This is a genomic window from Brevundimonas sp. (genome assembly GCF_031082345.1).
Taxonomy (GTDB): Bacteria; Pseudomonadota; Alphaproteobacteria; order Caulobacterales; family Caulobacteraceae; genus Brevundimonas.
In genome coordinates, this window is sequence record NZ_JAVHLH010000024.1 from 2,503 (window position 1) to 18,546 (window position 16,044).

13 protein-coding genes and 1 pseudogene are annotated in these 16,044 nt (G+C 70.0%); 3 read left to right on the plus strand and 11 right to left on the minus strand.

Features of this window, described 5'->3' with window-relative positions:
- Together RDU12_RS02895 and RDU12_RS02900 are read right to left on the minus strand one after the other, a co-directional pair.
- Nucleotides 1–2,146, minus strand: a 2,146-nt coding sequence (locus RDU12_RS02895; protein ID WP_308684068.1) for a prolyl oligopeptidase family serine peptidase, incomplete at its 3' end; no start/stop codon positions are given.
- 216 nt (nt 2,147–2,362) lie between these two features.
- Nucleotides 2,363–3,178 (minus strand): potassium channel family protein, encoded by an 816-nt coding sequence (locus RDU12_RS02900; protein WP_300291973.1) that lies wholly within the window; start codon nt 3,176–3,178, stop codon nt 2,363–2,365.
- Between the two features lie 60 nt (nt 3,179–3,238).
- Between RDU12_RS02900 and dapF the strand changes: the two genes are divergently transcribed.
- Both dapF and RDU12_RS02910 read left to right on the plus strand, forming a co-directional pair.
- Nucleotides 3,239–4,069: a diaminopimelate epimerase gene (dapF, locus tag RDU12_RS02905; protein WP_308684069.1), complete on the plus strand. Its 831-nt coding sequence runs from the start codon at nt 3,239–3,241 to the stop codon at nt 4,067–4,069.
- Between the two features lie 444 nt (nt 4,070–4,513).
- On the plus strand, nt 4,514–6,796 hold the full coding sequence (locus tag RDU12_RS02910) for an NADP-dependent malic enzyme (protein ID WP_300292542.1): 2,283 nt from the start codon (nt 4,514–4,516) through the stop codon (nt 6,794–6,796).
- Between the two features lie 4 nt (nt 6,797–6,800).
- Here RDU12_RS02910 and RDU12_RS02915 read toward each other — a convergent pair whose 3' ends face one another.
- The 8 genes from RDU12_RS02915 to RDU12_RS02950 form a co-directional block, all read right to left on the minus strand.
- Nucleotides 6,801–8,546: an MFS transporter gene (locus RDU12_RS02915; protein ID WP_308684070.1), complete on the minus strand. Its 1,746-nt coding sequence runs from the start codon at nt 8,544–8,546 to the stop codon at nt 6,801–6,803.
- Nucleotides 8,547–8,580: 34 nt separating this feature from the next.
- Complete coding sequence (locus tag RDU12_RS02920) at nt 8,581–10,128, minus strand: response regulator (RefSeq protein WP_308684071.1); 1,548 nt, start codon at nt 10,126–10,128, stop codon at nt 8,581–8,583.
- 80 nt (nt 10,129–10,208) lie between these two features.
- Nucleotides 10,209–11,807, minus strand: coding sequence for a YifB family Mg chelatase-like AAA ATPase (locus tag RDU12_RS02925; RefSeq protein WP_308684072.1), 1,599 nt, complete (start codon nt 11,805–11,807; stop codon nt 10,209–10,211).
- Between the two features lie 62 nt (nt 11,808–11,869).
- Nucleotides 11,870–12,826 carry a glutathione synthase gene (gene gshB / locus RDU12_RS02930; RefSeq protein WP_300291310.1) on the minus strand — a complete coding sequence of 319 codons (957 nt, stop codon included), beginning with the start codon at nt 12,824–12,826 and terminating at the stop codon, nt 11,870–11,872.
- A 61-nt stretch (nt 12,827–12,887) separates the two neighbouring features.
- Entirely contained in the window at nt 12,888–13,703 is an 816-nt protein-coding gene (locus tag RDU12_RS02935; protein WP_300291311.1) for a SirB1 family protein, read from the minus strand.
- The gene (locus RDU12_RS02940) at nt 13,700–14,095 is read right to left on the minus strand and encodes a YraN family protein (RefSeq protein WP_300291312.1); all 396 of its coding nucleotides are present in this window, start codon (nt 14,093–14,095) and stop codon (nt 13,700–13,702) included. The genes RDU12_RS02935 and RDU12_RS02940 overlap by 4 nt, the downstream gene beginning before the upstream one ends.
- Nucleotides 14,096–14,136: 41 nt before the next feature.
- Nucleotides 14,137–15,009 carry a 16S rRNA (cytidine(1402)-2'-O)-methyltransferase gene (gene rsmI, locus RDU12_RS02945; protein WP_300291314.1) on the minus strand — a complete coding sequence of 291 codons (873 nt, stop codon included), beginning with the start codon at nt 15,007–15,009 and terminating at the stop codon, nt 14,137–14,139.
- 48 nt (nt 15,010–15,057) lie between these two features.
- Complete coding sequence (locus tag RDU12_RS02950) at nt 15,058–15,516, minus strand: GNAT family N-acetyltransferase (RefSeq protein WP_300291316.1); 459 nt, start codon at nt 15,514–15,516, stop codon at nt 15,058–15,060.
- Here RDU12_RS02950 and RDU12_RS02955 point away from each other — a divergent pair.
- Nucleotides 15,515–15,826: a hypothetical protein gene (locus tag RDU12_RS02955; RefSeq protein WP_300291318.1), complete on the plus strand. Its 312-nt coding sequence runs from the start codon at nt 15,515–15,517 to the stop codon at nt 15,824–15,826. The genes RDU12_RS02950 and RDU12_RS02955 overlap by 2 nt on opposite strands.
- Here the strand turns inward: RDU12_RS02955 and RDU12_RS02960 are convergent.
- A pseudogene (locus RDU12_RS02960) lies at nt 15,815–16,044 on the minus strand (coproporphyrinogen III oxidase); the annotation flags it as partial. The gene RDU12_RS02955 and the pseudogene RDU12_RS02960 sit on opposite strands and share 12 nt — an antisense overlap.

Sequence of the window (16,044 nt, forward strand, 5' to 3'; positions counted from 1 at the left end):
GTCGGGTGAGATAGGTGTAGTGCATGCCCCAGCGCCGGGCGTTGGCGGTCGGGTCGGCCCCGTTGGCGTGGCCGCCGTCGGTGTTCTCGTAGAACAGCACCGGATAGCCCAGCGCCTCCAGACGCGCCGCCGCCTTGCGGGCGTGGCCCGGATGCACCCGGTCGTCCTTGGTCGAGGTGTGGATGAACACCTCCGGATAGGGCCGGCCGGCCTCGAGCCGCTGATACGGCGAATAGGCCTCGATCCAGGCCCGCTCCTCGGGGATGTCGGGGTTGCCGTATTCCGCCATCCACGAGGCGCCCGCGAGCAGCTTGTGGAAGCGCAGCATGTCGAACAGCGGCACCTGGATGACCGCGGCGTTGATCAGGTCCGGCCGCTGGGTCAGCATCGCCCCCATGAACAGCCCGCCCTGCGAGCCGCCCATGACCCCCAGCCGCGGCTGCGAGGTGATGTTGCGGGTGATCAGGTCCTGCGCCACCGCCTGGAAGTCCTCGTGCGAACGCTGGCGGTTCTCCTGCAGCGCCGCCTGGTGCCAGCGCGGACCGAACTCGCCGCCGCCGCGCGTATTGGCGATGACATAGACGCCGCCCCGCTCCAGCCACAGCTTGCCGACCGTGGGCGAATAGCCGGGCAGCAGCGAGTTCTGGAAACCGCCGTAGCCGTACAGCAGGGTCGGGTTCGACCCGTCCATCGGCATGTCGCCCTTGTGGACGACGAAATAGGGGATCTTCGTGCCGTCGGCCGAGGTCGCCTCGAACTGCTCGACCACCATCCCCGTGGCGTCGAACTTGGCCGGCAGCGACTTGACCACATCCGCCTCGCCCGAGGCCGCGTCGGCCAGATACAGGCTCGAGGGGTTCAGATAGCCGGCCACGCTGACGAACACCTGGTCGTCGCGCTCGCTGGCCGCGCCGACGCCGACGGTGACGTTCTGCGGCAGGTCCAGCCGGGTCCGGCTCCACTCGCCGGCGGGATTGGGCTCATAGACATAGACCGAGCCGCGCACGTTCTCGTACAGGGCCACGACCAGCTTGTTGCGGGTCGCGTTCATGCCCTCGATGGCCTCGCGCTCGCCCGGCCGGATGACCAGCTGCGCCGGCGTGGCCGGATCGGCCAGCCAGCGGTCGAGGTCCCAGGCGATGACGTCGCCCGTCTTGAATTCCTGGCCCGACGGCGCGGTCCAGTCCTGGTCGGTGGTCACCACCATCTGGCCGCGCACCAGGGCGTTGATGTTCGACTTGGCCGGCAGCGCCAGCTGGGTGGTCGTGCCGTCGGCGTTCAGCCGGTGCGTCTCGCCCTCGTAGAAATTGACCCCCCGATTGATCAGGGTCGCCCGCACCACGCCGTCGGCGTCGCGCAGCGTATAGCCGGACACCGAGACGTCGGTCGGCTGGCCGGTGAACACCGTGGTCGCCTGGTCCAGGGTCTGGCCGCGCTTCAGCAGCTTGACGATCATCGGATAGCCCGAGCTGGTCATCGAGCCCGGCCCGAAGTCGCGCGAGACCAGCAGGGTGTCGGCGTCGAGCCACGAGGCCCCGCCCTTGGATTCCGGCAGCACGAAGCCGTCCTCGACGAAGGTCTTCGTCGACCGGTCGAACTCGCGCACCGTCACCGCGTCCTTGCCGCCGTCCGACAGCGAGACCAGGCAGCGGGTCTCCTCCGGCGGCAGGCAGGTCGCGCCCTTGTAGACCCAGTTCTTGCCCTCGGCGGTCGACAGGGCGTCGATGTCCAGCACCGTCTCCCATTCCGGCTCGGCCGTGCGGTAGCTGTCCAGGGTGGTGGTGCGCCAGACCCCGCGCACGTGCTCGGCGTCCTGCCAGAAATTATCCAGGGTGCCGTCGTGGTTGAAGCCGACGCCGGGGATGCGGTCGCGGGCCTGGACGATCTCCAGCGCCTGCTGGTGCAGGGTCTCGAAGCGCGGGTCGCCGCGCAGCACGCCCAGCGAATGTTCGTTGTGTTCCTCGACCCAGGCCATGGCCCGCTCGCCGTCGATCTCCTCCAGCCACAGATACGGATCGGTCGCGTCCGAGGTCGCGAAGGCGCCGCGCGAGGCGTCGGCGGGCGCGGGCGTGGGGGTCTGGGCCATGGCGGCGCTCGAAAGGGCGGTGGAGGCGAGGAGCGCGGCGAGCGCGGCGGTGCGGATCATAGGTGACGGTTCCCGACGATTGGTCGGCCGGCACCTTAACGGCGGTCAGGAACGCGGCAAGGCGCGGCGGACCGAGGTTACGGTTTTGTCATTTGCGCGAGGAGCGAGGGGCGAGGGGCGAGGGGCGCAATCCTCGAGTCCGCCCCGCGTCCAGTCGGAGCGATAAGACGGAGCGGTGTTCTTACTCGCCCCTCGTCCCTCGTCTCTCGCCCCTCCTCAGTGCCGCCCCTCGTCCGGGATGCACAATAGATTGCCGCAGGCCTTGCAGTGCACCGCGTCCGGATCGTGCACCTGCAGCCCGCACTGGTCGCAGGGGAACCGCACCTTGTGCGGGCGCAGCAGCGTCTGTCCCAGCCGCACGAACAGGGTCACCCCGACCAGCATGATGGTGATCGAGACGATCCGGCCCCAGACGCCCGGCAGCAGGATGTCGCCATACCCCGTCGTGGTCAGGCTGGTGACGGTGAAATACAGGGCGTCGATATAGCCGGAGATGCCTTCGTAGCGGCCCATGAAGCTGGTGTAGACGAAGCCCGTGGCGACGAAGATGAAGGTGATCAGCGCCACGATCGCCTTGGTGATCTCCTCCACCCGGGTGTCGTCATAGCGCCGCCCGATGGTGCGCCAGAAGAAGTCGGAATTGATCAGCGTCCACAGCCTCAGCACCCGCAGGAAGCCGAGATTGAACAGCCAGGCCGGGAACAGCAGGGTCGCCAGGATGAACAGGTCGACCCAGACGATCGGCTTCTTCAGCCAGCTCTTCAGATCGGAAAAGGCCCAGGCCCGCGCCGCCAGGTCGAAGGCCAGCAGGGCCGCGATCACATAGTCGAGAATGTAGAAGACCAGGGTGTCGGACTTCAGCAGCGGCGCGGCCACGAAGAAGGCGATGATGATCAGGTCGATGATCAGGACCGCCAGCCGGAACCGGACGGCCGTCACCGACGAGCCGTGGTACAGCGCCCGCAGCCTCGCCCTCAGACGCAGGCCGTCGGGCTTGTCCGGACTGTCGGCGGCGGGCTTCGATCGGCTCATCACCCAGCGATACCGCGCGTCGCTCGCACAAGGAACCGCCAACCTCTATATCCGGCTGCTATGACCCGTCCCTTCGTCCGCATGAACGGCGCCGGCAACGACTTCGTCGTGGTCAATGCGCTCGAGACGCCGTTCACCCCGACGGCCGAACAGGCGCGCGCCATCGCCGACCGCGAGACGGGCCAGGGCTGCGACCAGCTGATCGCCATCGAGCCTTCCGACCGCGCCGACGCCTTCATGCGCGTCTGGAACGCCGACGGCGGCCAGGTCGAGACCTGCGGCAACGCCCTGCGCTGCGTCGGCTGGCTGCTGATGGAATCGACCGGCAAGGACTCGGTGGTCATCGACACCCTCGGCGGGCCGACCACGGCGACGCGGGCGGGCGATCACCGTGTAAAGGTGGACATGGGCGCGCCCGGCCTCGACTGGACCCAGGTGCCGCTCGCCGAGGAGATGGACACCCGCGGCATCGAACTGCAGGTCGGCCCCATCGACGCTCCGAACCTGCACACGCCGGGCGCGGTCTCGATGGGCAATCCGCATGTGGTCTTCTTCACCGACCGTCAGGACGACGCCTTCGTGCGCGGCTCCGGATCGCTGGTCGAGGATCACCCGCTGTTCCCGCAAGGGGTCAACGTCGGCTTCGCCAACGTGCTGGCCCCCGACCGCATCCGCCTGCGCGTCTGGGAACGCGGCGCCGGCCTGACGAAGGCCTGCGGCACCGGCGCCTGCGCCGCCCTCGTGGCCACCGCCCGGCGCGGCCTGACCGGCCGCCACGCCGTCATCGAGGTCGACGGCGGCGAGCTCGAAATCGACTGGGACGAGGCCTCCGGTCACGTCTTCATGACCGGCCCGGTGGAGGTGGAGGGCGTGGGAACGTTGGCGGTCTGAGCCGCCTTCCTTCTCCCCTTGAGGAAGCAGGGAAGTGCACGACGCTGTGCTGGCCATTCCCGGAATTATAGTCCGGCTCACCCGAAAACCGGCCACCCTTTCAACACCCTGTCCTTTTCCCGACCTCATCTTCCCGCCTGAGGAAAAACCCGGCGTAGACTCTCCCGGGTCCCTTCGCCGGGCCCGGTCTTTGACAATCGCACCCCCGCCGCACCGCCCAGGCGCGACGCCCGTCCCGATGCGACTCCTGCGACTCCTTTTTTCGGGTCGCGCCCGCCCGCCGCACCGCCCCCGGGGTAGACGGGGTAGACTCCATCCACCGTGTTTTTTGCTCCGGGGGAGTCTACCCGCCCCGGCCGCCCGCGCCCCTCGGCGGTTGTCCCCCCGCCCCCCACGGCCTAGGAACAATCCTCCCGACCCGACCCTGCGGAAACCTTCGCCGACATGCCCGACCTGACCGACAAACAGACCTTCTCCGACGAGGATGCGCTGGAGTTCCACCGCAGCCCCCAGCCGGGCAAGATCTCCATGGCCCCGATCAAGCCGATGGCGACCCAGCGGGACCTGTCGCTGGCCTATTCGCCGGGCGTGGCCGTGCCGGTGCTGGCCATCGCCGAGGACGTCGACAAGGCCTACGACTACACCTCCAAGGGCAATCTGGTCGCCGTCATCTCCAACGGCACGGCCATCCTCGGCCTCGGCAATCTCGGCCACATGGCCTCCAAGCCGGTGATGGAGGGCAAGGCCGTCCTGTTCAAACGCTTCGCCGACGTCGACAGCTTCGACGTCGAGGTGAAGACCACCGACCCGGACGAGTTCGTCACCGTGGTCAAGAACATCGGCGACACCTGGGGCGGCATCAATCTGGAGGACATCAAGTCCCCCGAATGCTTCGTCATCGAGAGCGAGCTTCAGGACCTGCTCGACATCCCGGTCTTCCACGACGACCAGCACGGCACCGCCATCATCTCGACCGCCGGCCTGATCAACGCCGCCCATATCGCCGGCAAGAAGCTCGAGGATCTCAAGGTCGTCCTGGCCGGGGCCGGGGCCGCGGGCCTGTCCTCGATCGGCCTGATGAAGGCCGCCGGCGTGCGCCAGGAGAACACCGTCATCGTCGACCGCGACGGCGTCGTCTACAAGGGCCGCGCCAACGTCGACCAGTGGAAGGCCGCCCACGCCACCGACACCCCGCACCGCACCCTGGCGGAAGCCATGGTCGGCGCCGACGTGGTCCTCGGCCTGTCGGCCAAGGGCGCCATCACCAAGGAGATGGTGGCGTCGATGGCGCCCAATCCGATCATCTTCGCCATGGCCAATCCGGACCCGGAGATCACCCCGGAGGACGTGCTGTCGGTCCGCACCGACGCCATCATGGCCACCGGCCGGTCGGACTACGTCAACCAGGTCAACAACGTCCTCGGCTTCCCCTACATCTTCCGCGGCGCCCTCGACGTTCGCGCCCGCCGCGTCAATCACGAGATGAAGGTCGCCTGCGCCCAGGCCCTCGCCGCCCTCGCCCGCGAGGACGTGCCCGACGAGGTCGCCGCCGCCTATCGCGGCCGCAAGCTGAAATTCGGCCGCGACTACATCATCCCGACGCCGTTCGACCCGCGCCTGATCTGGTACATCCCGCCCTTCGTGGCCCAGGCGGCCATGGACACGGGCGTGGCCCGCAAGCCGATCGAGGACATGGACGCCTACCGCACCCAGCTGCGCTCGCGGCTCGATCCGTCGGCGGCCCTGGTGCAGAACATCTCCGGCGCCGTCCGCGCCGCGCCGAACAAGCGGGTGGTCTTCGCCGAGGGCGAGGAGACCGCCGTCATCCGCGCCGCCTGGGGCTTCAAACAGGCCGAGCTGGGCACGCCGATCCTGCTGGGGCGTGAGGACCTGATCCGTCAGAACGCCGCCGAGGCCGGGCTGAATTTCGACGAGATGGGCATCGACATCGTCAACGCCCGCGTCTCGGAGCACAATGTCGAATACACCGACTGGCTCTACGCCCGCCTGCAGCGCCGCGGCTATCTGCGCCGCGACGTGCAGCGGATGATCAATCAGGACCGCAACTATTTCGCCGCCGCCATGTGCGCCCGCGGCCAGGCCGACTGCATGGTCACCGGCGTCACCCGCAATTTCAACATGGTGCTGAAGGAGGTCCGCCGGGTCCTCGACGTCCGCGAGCGGATGATCGGCCTGTCGATCCTGCTGGCCAAGGGCCGCACCCTGTTCGTCGCCGACACCTCGATCCACGAACTGCCGGGCGCGGAAGACCTCGCCGACATCGCCGTCCAGGCCGCCGCCACCGTGCGCCGGCTGGGCCGCAACCCGCGCGTCGCCTTCCTCAGCTATTCGACCTTCGGCAACCCGCCCGGCGACCGCGGCGAGATGATCCGCGAGGCCATCCGCCTGCTCGACGAGCGCGGCGTCGATTTCGAATACGAGGGCGAGATGCCGGCCGAACTGGCGCTCGACCCGGAGGCGCGCGCCGCCTACCCGTTCATGCGCCTGTCCCGGGACGCCAACATCCTGGTCATGCCCGGCATCCACTCGGCCTCGATCTCGACCCGTCTGGTCCAGGCCCTGGGCGGGGCCACGGTGATCGGCCCGCTGCTGGTCGGCCTCGAACGCTCGGTCCAGATCGTCTCTCTCGGCGCCTCGGTCAGCGAAATCATCACCGCCGCCACCTTCGCCGCCTATGAGGAAGGCGCGATCGGGGAGCAGGGCTGAGGGGTCAGGACGGCTGCGCCTCCGCGGCCGCCGCTTCCTCCCGCGCCTTCTGCGCCGCCATCACCGCCGGCTGCCGCTTCGCGACATAGAAGGCGAGGAAGATGGCGAAGATTCCGATGACGACCGAGTAAAGGAAGAAGGTCATATAGCCTGAACCAAGGCCGGCGACAGACACGCCGCTCTTGGCCGCGCCCTCGACCAGCGACCCCGACGGCAGCCCGCCGAACAGTCCCTTGAACACGGAGGGCGGTCCGCCCGCGTCGGCGGCGCGGGCGGAAGCCTCGACGATCTTTCCGGACTGCGAGGCGATAAGCTTGCCCGGCAGGGCGTAGAGAGAGCTGAACAGAGCATACTGCGTCGCCGTGAAGCCGATCGAGGTCAGGCTCGACATATAGGCGATCAGCGCCGTGCCCGCGTAACCCGTCGCCAGATTATCGACGCCGATCGCGATGAACAGGGCGGTCAGGTCATGGCCCTGGGTCGCCAGCCAGGCGAAGACGAGGTTCGAAACCGGGCTCATGAAGGCCCCGATCACCATGGTGCGGATCAGTCCGAGCCGGGCCACCGACCAGCCGCCGACGAACACGCCCAGCGACATGGCGATGACCCCGAACAGCTTCCGGACCTCTCCGATCTCGATCAGGCTGAAGCCCAGATCGAGATAGAAGGGGTTCATGATGTTGAGGACGAAATCGGCCAGACGATACAGGCAGATCAACGCCAGTATCGGCCCGGCCAGCTTGCCGAAGCGCAGGAAGAAATCGATCAGTGGCCCCCCGAACGACGCGGCCAGATAGGCTCCCGGGCGCGTGCGGAAACGCGGCACCGGCCAGCAGGCGAGGACCAGCACGCCGAATCCGCCGATCACCCAGCCGAACTGGGTCAGCACCCCGGTCAGGCCCCCGGCCTCCATCCAGCCGTCGACCGCCGCCTCCGCGCCGGACGACATCACCCCGCTGAAGGCCCACAGGAAGGCATCCGCCTTGTCGGTCAGCCCCGTGCCGATGATCAGGGCGGCGACGACGATAAACCCAAGCCGGATCACCCACTCCACCCGCTCCAGCCAGGGACGCGAGGGAATGTCGGCGACCGGAATCTCCCGGATGACGTGCTTGCGCTCGCGGGGCGCCATGAGCACGCCGAGGACGCCGAACGCCATCAGGGCGGCCATGACCGCATAGGAGAGGTTCCAGTTGTAGATCTGGGCCAGCGCCAGGGGGATGAAGCCGGCCGCGATCTGGGCCACACGCCAGCCCAGCTGATAGGCCGCAGCCATGGCGCCCTGACGGCTATCGTCCGCGACCTCGATACGCCAGGCGTCGATGGCGATATCCTGGGTGGCGCCGAAGAAGCCGACCGCCACCGCAAAGGCGGCCAAGGCGGCCAGCTGGGTCTGCGGATTGGAGCCCGAAATCAGCCAGAGTCCAAGGATGATGAACCCCTGCGTGGCCAGCATCCAGGAACGACGATGCCCGAGCCAGCGGCCCAGAAACGGAATCTGGGTGCGATCGATCAGGGGGGCCCAGATGAATTTCAGCGCATAGGTCAGGGTCGCGAGGGCGAAGAACCCGATGAGCTCCAGGGTCACGCCGTCGTCGCGCAACCACGCGGAAAGGGTGTCATAGACCAGCAGGTTGGGCAGGCCCGAGGCGAAGCCGAGCAACAGCATCGCCATCGACTGCCGCTCGCCATAGACCGCCAGCCCCCCGAAGCGGCGCACGGGTTTGTCGGGCGTGGCGGCGTCGGTCATGGGCGTCCCTCGTATGACGCCCCCCGGCGTCCGTCTATGCGACGGCGACCTTGGCGCGGTCCGCGCTCTTCGTCCAGCGGGCCAGTGAGGCGCGCAGCGCTTCAAGCTCCAGCGGCTTGACCAGATGGTCGTCCATCCCGGCCTCGAGGCAGGCGCGGCGGTCCTCGGCGAAGGCGTTGGCGGTCAGGGCCACGATCGGCGTCTCGTCGCCGCGGGCGCGGATGGCGCGGGCGGCGGCGCACCCGTCCATGCCTGGCATCCGCATGTCCATGAACACCAGGTCGTAGCGGGCCCGCTTCAGCGCATCGAGCGCCTCATGGCCGCTGGCGGCGGTCTCGACCGCGCAGCCCTCGCGCTTCAGCAGGGTCGAGGCCAGCAGGGCCCCGACCGGATTGTCCTCGACCAGCAGCACCCGGATGCCCGAGAACCGGGTCAGGGCGACGCGATCGTCCTCGGGCGGCGGCGGCGGCGGTCCGGGCTGCATGGTCAGTTGCGCGCCCGAGGCGGCCAGCACCCGCTCGGCCACCGAGGCGCGACGCAGCGGCTTGATCAGATAGCCGTGAAAACCGGCCGAACGGTAACGGGCGATCAGGTCCCGCTCCGACGGCTTCAGCAACACGATGGCGCGGCCGCCCGCGGGCCGGGGCACGAGGCCCTGACCGGCCGGGCGGGCCGCGTGGTCGATCAACATGACCGGGGCTTTCGCCGCGACCCTGCCGCCCGAGGCCTCGATCTGGGCCACGGCGGCGGCGCGCACGAACGGGTCCGGACTGACCACCGCGACGGTCTGTCCCGCCAACGCCCGGGAGGATCGGGCGGGCATGTGTTTCGCGGCCGGGAACGCCGCCTCGAAGCGGAAGCGGGCGCCGGGGCCGTCCGGCCGGTCGGCGACGCTGACCGTGCCGCCCATGGCGTGGGCCAGCTTGCGGACCACCGCCAGGCCGAGGCCGGCCCCGCCGAAGCGGCTGGCGTCGGAGGCGTCGACGTGGCCGAACTCCTCGAAGATGCGGCCGCGCGCCTCGGCCGGAATGCCCGGGCCGGTGTCGTCGACGATGAAGGCCAGCTTCGGCGCCTTCATCGATCCGCCGGAGCGTTCGACGGTGATGCGGACGCCGCCGGTCTCGGCGAATTTCACGGCGTTGCCGGCGAGGTTGAACAGCACCTGGCGCAGCCGGCCCTCGTCGGCCATGACGTCGACGGCTTCGGGGGCGACCGACCAGGCGATCTCCAGCCCCTTGTCGTGGGCGCGGGGGCTGAGCAGTTCCGCGACCCCGCGGACCAGGCCCTCCAGATCGACCGGGGCGGAGTCGAACTCCAGCCGGTCGGCTTCCAGCCGGGCGTAGTCGAGCAGGTCGTTGACCAGACCCAGAAGGTGTTCGGCCGAGGACCGGGCGGCCTCGGCATAGGCCCGCTGGGCGCCGTCGAGTCGCGTCCGGGACAGAAGGCCGAGCATGCCGATGACGCCGTTCAGCGGCGTGCGCATTTCGTGGCTCATCAGCCGCAGGAACTGCTGCTCGGCGCCTTCCGCCGCAGGGGCGACCGTCGTCGCCGTGTCCGGAACCGCCTTCGTCTTGCGCGCCATACGTCACATCCCCTTGGACGGCGATCATGGCGAACAGGTCTTAAGGCTGGTTCAAGCAGGTCGGTTAAGGAAGTCTGAGGTCAGTAGGCGGGGGCGCCGGTCCGTCCCTCCGTGCGGCCTTCATCGCGGCGCTCGAAATCGGCGTGCGCCCCGATGGTCGAGCGGCGATGCACCAGCGCCTCGGCGATGTGCCGGCGCAGCACGCCGTCGCAGCCGTCGAGGTCGGCGATGGTGCGGGCCAGCCTCAGGGTCCGCGTCCAGCCCCGGGCGGTCAGGCCGCCGGCCTCTCCGGCCCGCATCAGCAGGGCGCGACCCGCCTCATCCGGGGTGGCGAAGCGGTCGAGGGTCTCGCCCGAGGCGCGGGCGTTGACGGCCTGGTCGCGAGCGGAGTCCGGATCGATGCCGGCGGCGCGCAGTCGCTCCTCCTGCATGGCGCGAGCGGCCAGCACCCGGGCGGAGGCCTCGGCCGTGCCCTCGGCCGGCGGCGGCAGGGCCATGTCGGCGGCGGTGACCGGCGGCGTCTCGACGGTCAGGTCGATGCGGTCGAACATCGGTCCGGAGATGCGGTTCTGGTAGTCGCGCTGGCATCGGGGCGCCTTGCCGCAGGCCCCCTTGCCGCCGCCCCCCAGGCCGCAGCGGCAGGGGTTCATCGCCGCCACCAGCTGGAACCGGGCCGGATAGCGGACGTGGGCGTTGGCCCGGGCGACGACGATCTCGCCGGTCTCGAGCGGCTGGCGCAGGGAGTCGAGCGCCTGGGCGCTGTACTCGGGCAGCTCGTCGAGGAAGAGGACGCCGTTGTGCGCCAGCGAGGCCTCGCCCGGCTTGGCCCGCAGGCCGCCGCCGGTCAGGGCCGCCATCGAGGCCGAGTGATGCGGGCTGCGGAACGGTCGGTCGCGGGTCAGGGCGCCACGCTCGATCAGCCCGGCCACCGACCAGACCATCGAGGTCTCCAGCAGCTCCTTCGGCGTCAGCGGCGGCAACAGGCCGGGCAGACGCGCCGCCATCATCGACTTGCCCGACCCCGGCGGGCCGACGAACAGCAGGTTGTGGCCGCCCGCCGCCGCGATCTCCAGCGCCCGCTTGGCGCTCTCCTGACCCTTGACCTCGTTGAGGTCGGGGACGCGGTCCCCCGACCGCATCGCCCCCGGCTCCGGGCGGCGCAGCACCTGGACGCCCTTGAAGTGATTGACCAGTCCGATCAGGGACCGCGGCGCCAGCACCGCCACCTCCCCGGCCCAGGCCGCCTCGGGCCCGTTGGCCTCGGGGCAGATCAGGCCCAGTCCCATGGCGTCGGCGGCCACCGCCGCCGGCAGGGTCCCGCCCACCGGCGCGATCTGGCCGTCCAGTCCCAGCTCGCCGACTGCGGCCCAGCCGGCCAGGGCGTCGACCGGAATGACCCCCATCGAGGCCAGCAGGGCGAGGGCGATGGGCAGGTCGAAATGGCTGCCCTCCTTGGGCAGGTCGGCCGGCGCCAGATTGGCGATGATCCGCTTCGGCGGCATGGCCAGGCCGATGCCGGCGAAGGCCCCGCGCACCCGCTCCCGGCTCTCGGCCACCGCCTTGTCCGCGAGGCCGACGATGGTGAAGGACGGCTGGTCGCTGGACAGCTGCTGGACCTGCACGTCCACGCGCCGGGCGTCCACGCCCTCGAACGCCACCGTGACGACGCTGGCCACCATCGGCCCCTCCCGCAATCCGCGAGAGAACGAACCATGAACTGATGCGATTTACAAGAGCGGCGTTATCCGGCCGGGGAAGGCGCGCGCTTCTTCTCGATCACGTCCCACATCAGGGCCGCCGCATCGACGCCGGTGAAGCGCTTCAACTGCTGGGCGCCCGTGGGCGAGGTGACGTTGATCTCGGTCAGCCAGTCGCCGATCACGTCGATGCCGACGAAGATCAGGCCGCGCTCCCGCAGCGTCGGCCCGATGGCGGCGCAGATTTCGCGATCCCGTTCCGTCAGCTCGACCGGCGCCGCCGTGCCGCCGACGTGCAGGTTGGAGCGCACCGCGCCCTCGGCCGGCACCCGGTTGATGGCCCCGACCGGCTCGCCGTCGACCAGCAGGATGCGCTTGTCGCCCTTCGACACCGCCGGCAGGAATTTCTGGATCACCAGCGGATCGCGCGAGCCGACCGCGTGGATTTCGATCAGCGCCTCCAGATTGGGATCGTCGGCCTTCAGCCGCACCACGCCCGAGCCGCCGGCGCCGTGCAGCGGCTTGAGCACCACATCGCCATGGCGACGATGGAAGTCGGTCAGGGCGACGGGATCGGAGCTGATCAGGGTCGGCGGGGTCAGGCCGGGAAAACGGGTGACCAGCAGCTTTTCGGGCGCCGATCGCACCTCGGCGGGGTCGTTCACCACCAGGGTCTTCGGATGCACGGTCTCGAGCAGATAGGTGGCGGTGACATAGGCCATGTCGAAGGGCGGATCCTGACGCATCAGGATGACGTCGACGTCCTGCGACAGGTCCAGCTTCACCTCGTCGCCGAAGCTGACATGGTCCCCGGCGTTGCGGCGCAGGGTCACCGGCCGGGCCCGGCAGAACAGCTTCCCGTCCTCCAGCGCCAGGGTCCGAAAATCGTAGACCCACACCGGATAGCCCCGGTTCTGGGCCTCCATCGCCTGCAGGAAGGTGGTGTCCGAGTCGATGTTGACCGCCTCGATGGGGTCCATCTGGATCGCGACTCTGAGCATGGGCTGTCCTTACAGGCGGTCGGACCTTGGCTAATGGGCAGCGGGGGCGGTGAGCGCAACCCTAGTTCAGCTGCAGCCTCACCCGGTCGACCGACATCCGGCGATGCGCCTCGGTCGGATCGTCCAGCGAGCGGGCCCGCGACAGGGCCTCCAGCGCTCCGGCGAGCGCCCCCTGTTTCTCTCGCGCGGCGGCCACGTCCAGCCACGGACGGTGATCCTCGGGGTCGAGCAAGGCCCGACGCAGGGCCGACCGCTCGGCGCCCTCATAGTCCTGGGCGTTGAGGGCGCGGCTGAACAGCACGTTCTGCAGCCGCAGCAGGGCCTGGCGGTCGCTGACCGGGGCCATCAGCACGTCCAGCCGGTCGGCGACATGCGGCGTCAGACCGGCCCGCAGCGCCCGCCGGGTCAGTTCAGACGGCAGCACCAGCCGCCCCTGGCTGAACGGATCCAGCGCCACCGGGCCCTCGGCGGTCTCGACCCGCAGCAGGAAATGGCCAGGGAAGTCGACGCCCTTCGCCCGGATCCCCGCCCGCCGCGCCGCGTCGAGGTAGAAGATCGCCAGGGTCGCCGACAGGCCGCGTCGCCGCTCGGCCACGTCGATCACGTCGGTGTTGCCCGGATGGTCGTAGTTCAGCAGGTCGCCATTCAGCCGAAGATCCGAGGCCATGGTTTCCGCCAGGGCGTCGTCCGGGCTCTCGCCGCCGATCCGCTCCGCCAGACGTTCGGCCGCGTTGTGCGCCAGGGTGCGCACCGGCTCCGGATCCCGGAACGGATAGTCATGGATGGCGCAGGCGATCGCCGCCTCCAGCAACGGAAACGCCCCGTCCTCGGCCTGTCCGGCCTCGGTCAGCACGGTCTCGGCTTCGTCGCGCGTCACGCCCTCCCCCTCCCGAACGGCTCCACCCCCCGACGATGGCGCGGAAGCCGGCCCGGAGCCAGCGCCACCATGTCAATTCGGAGCTGATGTCCGGCCAAGCTGGGTCTTTGACGCAACACCGCGCGGCCCGCGGCCAGCAGCCGATCATACTGGTTCGCGGTCAGGGCCGCGAGAGCCAGCTCCAGGGTGGCGCGGCGCTTGACCTCGACGACCGCGAGCGTCCGCCCGCGTCGCGCGAGGATGTCGATCTCGCCGGCCCGGGTCTTCAACCGGAACCCGAGCAGCTGATAGCCCCGACTCATCAGCAGGGCCGCCGCCAGCCACTCCGATCGGTGCCCCTCGCGGTGAGACAGGGCGCCGAGGGCCACCCGCCAGCCGCGCTTGGCCGCCACGACCCTCGCCGCCTTCAGGCGAACCGGGGGCCGCGCGCCGCTCACCGCCCCTGCAGCTCCAGCGCCCGCTTGTAGAGCGGCTTGCGGGGCAGATTCAGCGCCTTCGACACCTCCGCCGCCGCCTCGCCGGGCGGCAGGCGGGTCATCGCCTCCGCCAGGGCCGCGTCGGCGTCGGCCGCGGAAGCGACGTCGGTCTCGCCAGGACCGACGACGATGACGATCTCGCCCTTGGGCGACTGGCAGCGCGGATCGACGGCCAGTTCGGGCAGCGAGCCCCGGATGCATTCCTCGTAGAGCTTGGTCAGCTCGCGGGCGACCGCGGCGGGACGCGGCCCCAGCACCGCGGCCATGTCGGCCAGGCTGTCGGCGAGGCGCGGGCCGCTCTCGAAGAAGACCAGCGTCTGGCGTCCGGTGCGCAGTTCTTCCAGCGCCGCCTTTCGCGTTCCCGACTTCGGCGGCAGGAAGCCGGCGAACAGCACCCGGTCGGCCGGTTGCCCCGCGATGCACAGGGCCGCCAGCAGACTCGACGCGCCCGGAATCGGATGCACCGGCAGGCCCTCGGCGATCACCGCCCGGGCGACCACGAATCCGGGGTCGCTGACCAGCGGCGTGCCCGCATCCGAGACCAGGGCCACCACCGCCCCTTCGCGCAGCCGTTCGATGGCCAGTTCGGCCGCCCGCGCCGAGGCGTGATCGTCGCAACGCTCCAGCTTCGCCTTCAGCCCGTAGGCCGACAGAAGCTTGCCGGTCACCCGCGTGTCCTCGGCCAGCACCAGGTCGGCGGCGGCCAGCACGTCCAGCGCCCGCAGGGTCATGTCGCGCAGGTTCCCGATCGGCGTCGCCACCAGATAGAGCCCCGAAGCGACGGGGCGCGGCGGCGGGGCGGTCGGCGGAAAGACGGACGGATCGGGCATCGGCGGGACCGTGCCAGCGCGCCGCCCCGGCCTCAAGCGCCGAAAGCGCTACAGCGTCTTCTTGTAGCCGAGGTGGCTCGCGGTGAAGCCCAGTTGTTCGTAGAAGCGATGCGCCTCCGGTCGTTCCCGATCGGTGGTCAGCTGGACCAGGCCGCAGCCGCGCGTCCGGCATTCCCCGATCGCCCACTCGAAAGCCCGACGCCCCAGTCCTTCTCCGCGGTGACTGGCGGCGATGCGGACTCCCTCGATCTGGCCGCGCCACATCCCTTTTCGGGACAAGCCCGGGATGAAGGTGATCTGCAAGGTTCCGATCACCGCGTCGCCCTTCGTCGCCACCGCGAGGAGCTGGTTCGGGTCAGCCTCGATGGCCGCGAACGCCTCATCGTAGGCCGCGAGCAACGGCTCCGTCGCATCCTCGCGCAGCCGTCCGATCGGATCGTCGGCCAGCAGGCCGACGATGGCCGGAAGGTCGCGCCTGCTGGCGCGCCGGAAGGTGAGGGTGTCCATGACCGTCCTCATAGAGGGGGCGGCGGCCTCTCGACAACTGTCCGGCGCCGGAACCTCGCGACAGGGTCGGGGTTTTGCCTGCATGCCGCACAAGACGCCCAAATCCGACGATCCCCGCCAGGGGGCCCTGAACCCCGCCGCGGGCGACGGGGTGGTGGTCGTCAAGGATCCGCCGCGGGCCGAGATGCAGATGACGCCGGACGAGGCCGACATCTCGGGCATCCGCATGCTCGACGCGGCGGATGAGGCGCGCAAGCCGCCGCATGCCCGCACGGCCAAACCGAAGCCCCGGCCGGCTTCAGGCCAGTAGCGCCCTCAGCACGCCGTCCAGCACCGGTCGGCCGGCAGGGGTGGCGATGACCCGTCCGGCCCGGAGATCAAGGAAACCGTCGTCGATCAACCCGGCGAGCGGCCCCGTCTCCGCCGTCCGGCCCAGCGCCGCCAGATCGGCCAGCGCCGCGCCCTCGACCGTGCGCAGGCCCAGCAACACGCGCTCCTCGGCCGCCGCGGAGGGAGTCAGCGCCTCGC